This is a genomic window from Enterobacter cloacae complex sp. I2 (assembly GCF_014896205.1).
Classification (GTDB): domain Bacteria; phylum Pseudomonadota; class Gammaproteobacteria; order Enterobacterales; family Enterobacteriaceae; genus Enterobacter; species Enterobacter quasihormaechei.
This window is the reverse complement of sequence record NZ_JADBRA010000050.1, coordinates 1-599: the sequence shown is the minus strand read 5'-3', so window position 1 is coordinate 599 and position 599 is coordinate 1. Positions and strand designations below refer to the sequence as shown.

Genomic DNA, 599 nt, shown 5'->3' with positions numbered 1-599 from the left:
ATGACAACCCAGTATGGATTTTTTATTGATTCCAGCCGTTGCACCGGGTGCAAAACCTGCGAGCTGGCCTGCAAGGATTACAAAGACCTGACTCCGGACGTCAGCTTCCGTCGTATTTATGAATACGCGGGCGGCGACTGGCAGGAGGACAACGGCGTCTGGCATCAAAATGTCTTTGCCTATTACCTGTCGATTGCCTGCAACCACTGCGAAGATCCGGCCTGTACCAAGGTCTGTCCGAGCGGGGCAATGCACAAGCGCGACGACGGCTTTGTGGTGGTGGACGAGGACGTCTGCATCGGCTGTCGCTACTGCCACATGGCCTGCCCGTACGGCGCACCGCAGTACAACGCCGCTAAAGGCCACATGACCAAGTGCGACGGCTGCCACAGCCGCGTTGCGGACGGCAAAAAGCCCATCTGCGTCGAATCCTGCCCGCTGCGCGCGCTGGACTTTGGCCCGATTGAGGAGCTGCGTAAAAAACACGGCCAGCTTGCTGCCGTCGCGCCGCTGCCGTCTGCGCACTTCACGAAGCCGAGTATTGTGATTAAACCTAACGCCAACAGCCGTCCGACGGGTGACACCACCGGCTACCTGGC

General features: G+C 59.4%; 1 protein-coding gene. It reads left to right on the top strand.

The window, feature by feature from the left end:
• Window positions 1–599 (top strand): DMSO/selenate family reductase complex B subunit (locus IM300_RS22535; RefSeq protein WP_116330100.1); only part of this gene is annotated, 599 nt, incomplete at both ends.